At 71.8% G+C, this 8,985-nt stretch carries 8 protein-coding genes; 3 read left to right on the top strand and 5 right to left on the bottom strand.

The window, feature by feature from the left end; all coding sequences use genetic code 11:
• From infB to truB, 3 genes are all read left to right on the top strand, one after another.
• A partial coding sequence (gene infB, locus FV229_RS22905) for a translation initiation factor IF-2 (protein WP_147754166.1) occupies nt 1–2,061 on the top strand: 2,061 nt, incomplete at its 5' end.
• Between the two features lie 117 nt (nt 2,062–2,178).
• Complete coding sequence (gene rbfA, locus FV229_RS22900) at nt 2,179–2,613, top strand: 30S ribosome-binding factor RbfA (protein ID WP_147754167.1); 435 nt, start codon at nt 2,179–2,181, stop codon at nt 2,611–2,613.
• Nucleotides 2,614–2,695: 82 nt separating this feature from the next.
• Nucleotides 2,696–3,727 carry a tRNA pseudouridine(55) synthase TruB gene (truB, locus tag FV229_RS22895; protein WP_147754165.1) on the top strand — a complete coding sequence of 344 codons (1,032 nt, stop codon included), beginning with the start codon at nt 2,696–2,698 and terminating at the stop codon, nt 3,725–3,727.
• Nucleotides 3,728–3,788: 61 nt separating this feature from the next.
• On the opposite strand, the gene FV229_RS27620 is transcribed toward truB, so the two are convergent.
• From FV229_RS27620 to FV229_RS22875, 5 genes are all read right to left on the bottom strand, one after another.
• Complete coding sequence (locus tag FV229_RS27620) at nt 3,789–3,935, bottom strand: hypothetical protein (protein WP_187273561.1); 147 nt, start codon at nt 3,933–3,935, stop codon at nt 3,789–3,791.
• A complete protein-coding gene (locus FV229_RS22890; protein ID WP_147754164.1) occupies nt 3,932–5,020 on the bottom strand; it encodes a phytoene/squalene synthase family protein in 1,089 nt (362 codons plus the stop codon). The genes FV229_RS27620 and FV229_RS22890 overlap by 4 nt, the downstream gene beginning before the upstream one ends.
• Complete coding sequence (locus FV229_RS22885; protein WP_246688300.1) at nt 5,001–6,500, bottom strand: phytoene desaturase; 1,500 nt, start codon at nt 6,498–6,500, stop codon at nt 5,001–5,003. The genes FV229_RS22890 and FV229_RS22885 overlap by 20 nt, the downstream gene beginning before the upstream one ends.
• A gap of 86 nt (nt 6,501–6,586) precedes the next feature.
• Nucleotides 6,587–7,492, bottom strand: coding sequence for an alpha/beta fold hydrolase BchO (gene bchO / locus FV229_RS22880; protein ID WP_246688299.1), 906 nt, complete (start codon nt 7,490–7,492; stop codon nt 6,587–6,589).
• Nucleotides 7,493–7,529: 37 nt separating this feature from the next.
• Entirely contained in the window at nt 7,530–8,930 is a 1,401-nt protein-coding gene (locus FV229_RS22875; RefSeq protein ID WP_147754161.1) for a protein-glutamate O-methyltransferase CheR, read from the bottom strand.
• Nucleotides 8,931–8,985: the final 55 nt, after the last annotated feature.

The following is an 8,985-nucleotide window of genomic DNA, read 5'->3' as shown; positions in this document are numbered from 1 at the left end:
AGCCCGACCACGGCGGCCCGCCCCGCCGGCTCCGCCGCGCGTCCGGCCGGCCGTCCGGCGGCGAACGAGGACGAGAGCGAGACCAAGCGCGTCATCCGCCGTCCCGGCATGCCGCTGAAGATCATCACGCCGCCCAAGACCCCGAAGCAGCCCGGCGGCGACCGCAGCCGCGGCCGTCTCACCATCGCGACCGCGACGTCCGGTGAGGACGAGCGCACCCGTTCGATCGCTTCCTTCCGCCGTCGCCAGCAGCGCATGAGCGGCAGCCGGCACGTCGAGCAGAAGGAGAAGCTGTCGCGTGAGGTGACGATCCCGGAGACGATCACGATCCAGGAGCTCGCCAACCGCATGTCGGAGCGTGCGGTGGACGTGATCCGCCTGCTGATGAAGCAGGGCGAGATCCACAAGATCACCGACGTGATCGATTCGGACGCGGCGCAGCTCATCGCCGAGGAGATGGGCCACACCGTGCGCCGCGTCGCCGAGTCGGACGTGGAAGAGGGCCTGACCTCCGACGAGCCGGATCTCGACGAGGATCTCGATCCCCGTCCCCCGGTCGTCACGATCATGGGTCACGTCGATCACGGCAAGACCTCGCTCCTCGACGCGATCCGCAAGGAGCACGTGGTCGACGGTGAGGCCGGCGGCATCACCCAGCACATTGGCGCCTATCAGGTCGCGTCGCCGTCCGGCGACATGGTTACCTTCATCGACACCCCCGGCCACGCGGCCTTCACCTCGATGCGCGCCCGCGGCGCCAAGGTGACGGACATCGTCGTGCTGGTGGTGGCGGCCGACGACGGCGTGATGCCCCAGACCATCGAGGCGATCCAGCACGCCAAGGCGGCGGGCGTTCCGCTCATCCTGGCGATCAACAAGATCGACAAGCCCGAGGCGAACCCGCAGCGGGTCCGCACCGAGCTGCTGCAGCACGACATCCAGGTCGAGTCGATGGGCGGCGAGACCCTGGAGTTCGAGGTCTCGGCCAAGACCGGCGACGGCCTGCCCGACCTGCTCGAGGGCCTGCAGCTGCAGGCCGAGATCATGAACCTGCGCGCCAACGAGAAGCGCGACGGCGAGGGCACGGTCATCGAGGCCAAGCTCGATCGCGGCCGCGGCCCCGTGGCCACCGTGCTGGTGCAGCGCGGCACCCTGTTCACCGGCGACATCGTCGTCGCCGGCGCCGAGTGGGGCCGCGTTCGCGCCCTCATCGACGACCAGGGCGAGAACATCCAGTATGCCGGGCCGTCGGTCCCGGTGGAGGTCCTCGGCTTCAACGGCACGCCCGATGCCGGCGACCGCGTGATCGTGGTGCCGAGCGAGGCCCGCGCCCGCGAGGTCACCGAGTATCGCGCCCGGACCAAGCGCGAGCGCCAGAACGCCCGCACGGGCGGCGCCAACCGCTCGCTCGTCGACATGATGCGCGACCTGAAGGAAGGCGCCGGCCGCAAGGAGCTGCCGGTCATTATCAAGGGCGACGTGCAGGGCTCGGTCGAGGCGATCTCCGGCGCGCTGGAGAAGCTCGGCAACGACGAGGTCTCGGCGCGCATCCTGCTCGCCGGCGTCGGCGGCATCACCGAGTCGGACGTGACGCTGGCGACCGCCTCCAAGGCGGTGGTGATCGGCTTCAACATCCGCGCCCACAAGGAGGCGCGGGAGCTCGCCGAGCGCAACGACGTCGAGATCCGCTACTACAACATCATCTACGACCTCGTGGACGACATCAAAGCGACCCTGTCGGGCATGCTGCCTCCGACGCTCCGCGAGGAGCGCCTGGGCGAAGCCTTCATCCAGGAGATCTTCGAGGTCTCGAAGGTCGGCAAGGTCGCCGGTTGCCGCGTCTCCGATGGCGTCGTCCAGCGCGGCGCCCATGTCCGCCTAATCCGCGACAGCGTGGTGATCCACGAGGGCAAGCTCTCGACGCTGAAGCGCTTCAAGGACGACGCGAAGGAAGTCACGTCGGGCCAGGATTGCGGCATGGCGTTCGAGAACTTCGAGAACATGCGCGCTGGCGACACCATCGAGTGCTACCGGGTCGAAGAGATCCGCCGCACGCTCTGATCGCGTTCGACAGCGCATCGACACGGCGGCCGCGGCTCCTGCCGCGGCCGTCTTTTTTCGTATTCCCGTCCCGCCCCGTCCGCCCGTCGGACGGCCTTGCGCGAGACCGAAGAGACCATGGCCCAGAAACCCAACCCGACCGGCCCGACCCTGCGGCAGCAGCGCATCGCCGAACTCGTGCGCCACGCGCTCGCCGAAGTGCTCCAGCGCGGCGACATCCAGGATCCGGTGCTCGGCAGCCACGTGGTGACCGTGCCCGAGGTTCGGATGTCGCCCGACCTGAAGCTCGCCACAGCCTACGTCATGCCGCTCGGCGGCATGGACGAGGCGCCGGTGATTGCCGCGCTCGATCGCAACCGCAAGGCGCTCCGCCAGGAGGTCGCGCGGCGGGTGAACCTCAAATTCGCCCCGGAGTTGCGCTTTCTGCGCGACGACACGTTCGACGAGGCCGCCCGGATCGACGCGCTGCTGCGCAACGAGCGCGTCCAGCGCGACCTCGACAAGGGTTCGCCGGACGAGGACGACGCGGACGGCGACGACCGAAGCACCTGACGCGGCCCCGGAGGTCAGGCGCACCCGCCTGGACCCCGTTTCGCCGACCCACGTAAAAAGCATGACGCCGACCGAGGTTTCCATGAACGACGTCCCGACCTCAGAGCATCCGGCATCGACCCCCGAAATCCCGTCATCGGGCGAGCGCCGCGGTGACGAAGGCCGTCGCCCGCCCCGTGGTGGTCCGCGCTCCGACCGGCCGAAGAAGCGCGACGTGTCGGGCTGGGTCATCCTCGACAAGGGCGTCGGCATGACCTCGACGCACGCGGTCGCAGTGGTGAAGCGCGCCTTCAACGCCAAGAAGGCGGGGCATGCCGGCACCCTCGATCCGCTGGCCTCCGGCATCCTGCCGATCGCGCTGGGCGAGGCCACCAAGACCGTTCCCTTCGTGATGGACGGCCGCAAGGCCTACCGCTTCACCGTGAGCTGGGGCATCGAGACCGACACGGACGACGCCGAGGGGCGCCCGGTGGCGACGAGCGACGACCGCCCGAGCCGCGAGGCGGTCGAGGCCGCGCTGCCGAGCTTCGTCGGCGCGATCGAGCAGGTGCCGCCGCGCTATTCGGCGATCAAGATTCAGGGCGAACGCGCCTACGACCTCGCTCGCGACGGCGAGGTGGTCGAGCTGGTGGCCCGCCCGGTGCAGATCGACCGCCTCGCGGTCGTCGAGCACGATGGCGACCGCACGGTGATCGAGGCTGAATGCGGCAAGGGCACCTATGTGCGGGCGCTGGCGCGCGATCTCGGCCGCATGCTCGGCTGCCGCGGCCACGTCTCGGCCCTACGCCGAACCCGGGTCGGGCCGTTCACGGAGGCCGATTCCTGCAACGTCGCCGGCCTCGACGCGGCCGGCCCCGAGGGCAGCCTCGCGCACCTGATGCCGGTGGAGACCGCGCTCGATGCGATCGCCTCCGTCTCGGTCTCGCGCGACATGGCGATGCGCCTGATGCGCGGCCAGTCGGTGATCTTGCGCGGCCGCGACGCGCCGGTCGAGGGCAAGATCTTCGCGACCTGCGGTGGCATCCTGGTCGCGGTGGGCGACGTCGAGCGCGGCGAGCTCGTGCCCCACCGGGTGTTCCACCTCGGCGGCACCGCAGCGGGTCGGGCCTCCTGACGTAGAAGGGATGATCGCGACGCCCTTCCTACTCCGTAGGGGGGAGCGGAAGAGGCGCGCGCTACTCCTCGCGGTCGGTCCGCGTCGCTTCGGCCGCGCGGTCCCGCCGCATGCCGCGCCGGAGCGACACGAGCTGCCAGATCGCCAGCCCGAGGGCGAGGGCGAAGACGAGCCCGATGTCGAAGACTGCGAAGAGCGGGTCGGTCATGCCGTCTCGCGGCCCGTCCCCTCACGCTCGCGCAGCGCCTCGATCATCTCGAGCACCCGCACCGCCTGGCCCGGGATGTCCCACCAGGGGCGGCCCAGCGGCATGCGCGCCGGCACGGCTTCGATGAGGTAGGCGGTCTCGGGCAGGCTCGGCGCGTCGCGGTCGGCGCCGCCGCCCAGCGGCAGCGCGGCGCGGGTGAGCAGCTTCAGCTTGCGCCCCGCCCCGACGCGGGCGCGGCGGGTGACGCTGTCGAACCCGTTCCGGGCGATCTCCGCGCCGATCTCGGCGTAGATCAGGCGCGCGGCCCGGATCGCCGGGCGGCAGGCGAGCGGCAGGCCGCCGACGCCGGCCTCCGAGCGGGCGTAGAGCACGTCCGCGGCAGCCAGCAACCGGGCGACCACGTCGCGCAGTGCATCCGTCGCCGTCGGCTCGGCCAGGAACGCGTCCGGATCGATGCCGGCCTCGTCGAGCCAGTCGAGGGGCAGGTAGAGGCGCCCCATGCGCGCATCCTCGCCGACGTCGCGGGCGATGTTGGTGAGCTGCATCGCGACGCCGAGGTCGCAGGCCCGCGCCAGCACGTCGGCGTCGCGCACACCCATGATCAGCGTCATCGTTGCGCCCACAGAAGCCGCGACCCGGGCGGCGTAGGCGCAGAGTTCGCCCAAGGTCGCGTAGCGGCGGCCTTCGCAATCCCAGGCGAAACCTTCGATCAGCGCCGCCGGCAGCGCCTGCGGAATCGCGTGGTCGGCGACGACGTCGGCCAGCGCCCGGTCGGCGGCGTGGTCGGCGGGGTGGCCGGCATGGATGCGCGCGAGCCGCGCGTCGAGGCGGAGCACCGCCCCGGGCGCGGCGCCGGATTCCGCCTCGTCGACGAGGTCGTCCGACATCCGGCAGAAGGCGTAGAGCCCGTAGGCCGCGCGCCGGACGCTCGGCGGCAGCAGATGCGAGGCGGCGTAGAAGCTGCGCGACCCCGTGCGGATCGCGGCGCGGCAGGCGGCGTGGTCGGCCTCCGACGCGTGCGACGAGGCCGGGCGCAGGGCGGCCAGGAACTCGGCCGGAAGCGACTCAGGCGAAGACGCGCGCATCGGGAACCACCGTATCGAGGACGCGGGCCGTGGACAGGACGCCGGGCAGGCCGGCGCCGGGATGAGTGCCCGCGCCGACCAGGAACAGGTTGCGCACGTCTTCCGACGCGTTGTGCGGCCGAAACCACGCCGACTGCGTCAGCACCGGCTCGAGTCCGAAACCGGAGCCGCGGAAGCTGAGGAAGTCGTCGCAGAAATTTTGCGGCGTCGTCACCTTCGAGGTGACGATCTCGGACGACAGGCCTGGCAGCACCGTCGCCTCGAGGGACGCCTCGATGCGCCTTCGGTAGGGTTCGGCGAGCGCGGCCCAATCCTGGCCGCCGGCGAGATTCGGCACCGGCGAGAGCACGTAGAACGCGTCGCATCCCGGCGGCGCCAGCATCGGGTCGGTCTCGGTCGGCCTATGGAGATAGAGCGAGAAGTCGTCGGCAAGGCGCTTCTTGCGGAAGATGTCGTCGATCAACGCGCGGTAGCGCGGCCCCATCAGGATGGTGTGGTGGGCGACGTCCGGGTATTTCCGCTTCGTGCCGAAGTACCAGACGAACAGGCCCATGGAGGAATGGGCGCGCTCGACCTTGCGGTCGGTCCAGCGTCGGCGGGCGGAAGCCGGGAGCAGATTGCGGTAGGTGTGCGCGGAATCGGCGTTGGACACGACGATGTCGGCGGGAATGGTCTCGCCGTCGGCGAGGCGCACTCCGGTCGCGGCGCCGCCGGCGACGGTGATCTCGGCGACCTCCGCGTTGCAGCGGAGCGAACCACCCTGCCCCGCGATCAGGCCGATGAGGCCGTCGACGAGGCGACCGGTGCCGCCCATGGCGAAGTGCACGCCCCAGCGCCGCTCGAGGTGGGCGATCAGGCAGTAGATCGCGCTCGCCCGGAACGGGCTGCCGCCGATCAGTAGCGGGTGGAAGCTGAAGATGGTGCGCAGGCGCTCGTCGCGGATGTACTTGGCCACCACGTCGTAGACGCTTCGGTGGCCACCGAGCCGCACCAGGTCGGGGGCGATCCGCAGCATGTCGCGGATCTTTCCGAAGGGCACGTGGCCGAGTTCCTCGAAGCCGACGCGGAAGATCGCCTCGCTCTGCGCCATGAAGCGCTCGTAGCCGGCGACGTCGGCGGGCGAGAACTTCGCGACCTCCGCCCGCATGGCGGCGAGGTCGCCAGAATAGTCGAAGGTGGCGCCGTCGTCGAAGCGGATGCGGTAATAGGGCCGCATCGGTACCAAGGTGACGTCGTCCTCCATGCGCCGCCCGCACAGCGCCCAGAGCTCCTCGAACAGGAACGGCGCGGTGACGATGGTCGGGCCGGCGTCGAAGGTGAAGCCGTCCTGCCGGTGGACCCGCGCCCGCCCGCCTGGCTTGTCGAGGCGTTCGAGCACCGTCACGCGATAACCGCGGGCGCCGAGCCGGATCGCGGCGGCGAGCCCGCCGAAGCCGCTGCCGACGATGACGGCGTGGGGCCGGCGGTCGGTGCGTGTCAACGTGTCTGACGCCCCTAGTGTCAACATGGTTTGACACTAGGGGCGAAAGCCGGCCTCAGGCAAGAGCCATTCTGAGGGGCGAGACTTCAGTTCGGTCGCGACTCGGGGAGCAGGCCGATTGCCTCGACCTCTGCGACGATCGCCGCGGCGACGCGCTCGGGCGCCTCCTCGTGGGCGAGGTGGCCGAGGCCGCGCATCAGCTCGACGCGGGCGTTGGGCAGGCGGTCGCGGACGGCGAAGGCGGTGTCGGGGGCGATCGCCTTGTCGTCGGAGCCGACGACGAGGAGCGTGCGCACCGCGAGCCGCGGCAGCTCACGATCGAGGGCGTCGAGGTTCCAGTTTGCCATCATGCCGAGCGCCCCGGCCACGTGGGCGGGCTTCTGGAACAGGCGGCGGTAGAGGTCGAGGCCGGCCGGGTCGAGGCGCGAACCGGTGCCCTGGATCAGCCGCTGCACCGCGGCGCGGTCCGCCGTCCAGGCGAAGATCTTGGGCGTCATCCGGTTGAGGAACAGCATCCGCGCCATGCTCGGGAACAGGATCGACGCGAGGCCCGGGAACGGCTTGAGGGCGCCGTTCAGCGCCACCAGCAGCCGCGGCGCGAGCCGCCCATCGAGGCAGGTCCGCGCCAGGATCGCAGCGCCCGCCGAGTGGCCGACCGCCACCGCCGGATGCACGCCGAGCTGCGTCGTGAGGTCGGCGAGCGCCGACGCCATGCCGGGAAGCGACAGGCGGCCGGCGGGCAACGGATCGGTGAAGCCGTGGCCGGGCAGGTCCGGCGCGATCACGCGGAAGCGACCGGCCAGCGCCGGCATCAGCCCGCGCCAGGAATGCGTCGCCGCACCCGTCCCGTGGACGAGGAGCAGCACGGGGGCGTCGGCCGGTCCCATCTCCTGCACGTGCCAGCGCAAACCGGAGGCCTCGACGAAGCGGCTCGCGTCACGATGCGGCCAGTCGCGCCCCTCGCGCTCCCAATCCGGGCGGTCCTCGGACATGCGTGTCATCGTTCCCCGAGCTTGCCGACCCGCGCCGTCACGCCGCCTCGCCCGCGGCACGTACCGCGGCACTGAGCTTGCGGGCGTCGGCCTGCGGCAACGGGAGATAGCGGGCGCCCATCGCCTCGGCCAGCGCGCGCGCCGAATCCTGGGGTCGCGGTGCGGTGTCGATGAGGATCGCAGCGTATCCTGCCGCGCGGAAACGCAGGGCTGCCGCGCGCGCGTCCTCGGCGGCGCGCGGCCGGCCCGGAGTCCCGGTGCGGTCGACGTTGGCGCGCCCATCGGTGAGCAGCACGACGACCGGGGTGCCGCCCCCGCGGCGGACGGCGAGCGCCACGTCCTCCGCCGTCAGGTCGGGCGTCATGACCACCGCGGACGCCGGATCGATCGGGGCCGCAGCCTTCGCGGCCGGCGCCGGGCGGACGATCTCGGCGACGGCCGACGCGCCGGAGGCCTCGAGGAGCATGTCTGCCGCCGGACGGAATTCGAACGACGATGCTTCGACGAGGGGCGAGGACGGCGGCGGCTCCCCGCGAGTCTCGGGTTGCGGTGCAGGAGCCGATTCGGGCGGCCGGCGATAGGCGACGGTGCCCGGCAGGTTCACCGCCTCGAGCCAGCCGGCGAAGGCCGGGTGGGGCTCGGCGTGGCCGATCAGCAGCCAGCCGCCGGGGCGCAGGCGCCGTCCCAGCGCCCGCACGATCCCGGCGACGGTCTCGGCGCTGAAATAGATCAGGACGTTGCGGCACAGGATGAGGTCGAACCCGTCGAAACCCTCGGGCATGCTGCCGTCGAGGAGGCTCATCAGGTTCTGGCGCTCGAAGCGCACCATGCGCCGGAACTCCGGCCGCAGAGCGTAGCCGCCCTCGCGGGTCGCGCCGGGGCTCGCCGGGACGCGGTGGAAGTAGCGCACGCGCTCCTCCACCGGCAGCGTCCGCAGGGCCCAGCGGCCGAACTCGGCCGCCCGCGCGGTGGCGAGCGCGGCGATGCTGATGTCGGTGCCGACGACCGAGACCCGCCAGTCGGGAAGCGCCGGCCCGAGCAGCTGATGCAGCAGGATCGCCACCGAGTAGGGCTCGGCGCCGGTCGAGCAGCCGGCGCTCCAGACCCGGAGGGTGCGTTCGGTCCCGCGGGCCGCGACCAGGCCGGGCAGGATGGTCTCGCGCAACGCGGCGAACTGCTCGGCGTAGCGGAAGAAGAAGGTCTCGCCGATCGTGATCTCGGCCTCCAGCGCCGCCCACTCGCCGGCGCCGTCGTCCAGGCGCGCGTCGTAGGCGGCGGCGTCGGCCACGTTGCAGGCCTTGAACCGCCGCCGCAGGCGGTCGAACAGCAGGTCGTCCTTGTCGGCGTAGTAGTGGTGGCCGGTGCGCGCGATGATCCGCGCCTTCAGGGCGGTGTAGCCCGGGTCGGCGTGGGGGCTCGGACCGGACGGCCGCCGCATCGGGTTTGCCGCCGACCGCTCAGGCGGCCGGCAGCGCGGCGAGGCGCGCCTTCGC

Source organism: Methylobacterium sp. WL120 (genome assembly GCF_008039465.1).
In the GTDB taxonomy this organism is placed as follows: domain Bacteria; phylum Pseudomonadota; class Alphaproteobacteria; order Rhizobiales; family Beijerinckiaceae; genus Methylobacterium; species Methylobacterium cerastii.
This window is presented reverse-complemented; position numbering and strand designations above follow the sequence as displayed.

Bases quoted from the DNA above. Each gene is read 5' to 3' on its own strand.
- rbfA (WP_147754167.1), top strand. From the start codon at position 2,179: ATGGCCCAGAAACCCAACCCGACCGGCCCGACCCTGCGGCAGCAGCGC.
- truB (WP_147754165.1), top strand. From the start codon at position 2,696: ATGAACGACGTCCCGACCTCAGAGCATCCGGCATCGACCCCCGAAATC.
- FV229_RS27620 (WP_187273561.1), bottom strand. From the start codon at position 3,935: ATGACCGACCCGCTCTTCGCAGTCTTCGACATCGGGCTCGTCTTCGCC.
- FV229_RS22890 (WP_147754164.1), bottom strand. From the start codon at position 5,020: ATGCGCGCGTCTTCGCCTGAGTCGCTTCCGGCCGAGTTCCTGGCCGCC.
- bchO (WP_246688299.1), bottom strand. From the start codon at position 7,492: ATGTCCGAGGACCGCCCGGATTGGGAGCGCGAGGGGCGCGACTGGCCG.
- FV229_RS22875 (WP_147754161.1), bottom strand. From the start codon at position 8,930: ATGCGGCGGCCGTCCGGTCCGAGCCCCCACGCCGACCCGGGCTACACC.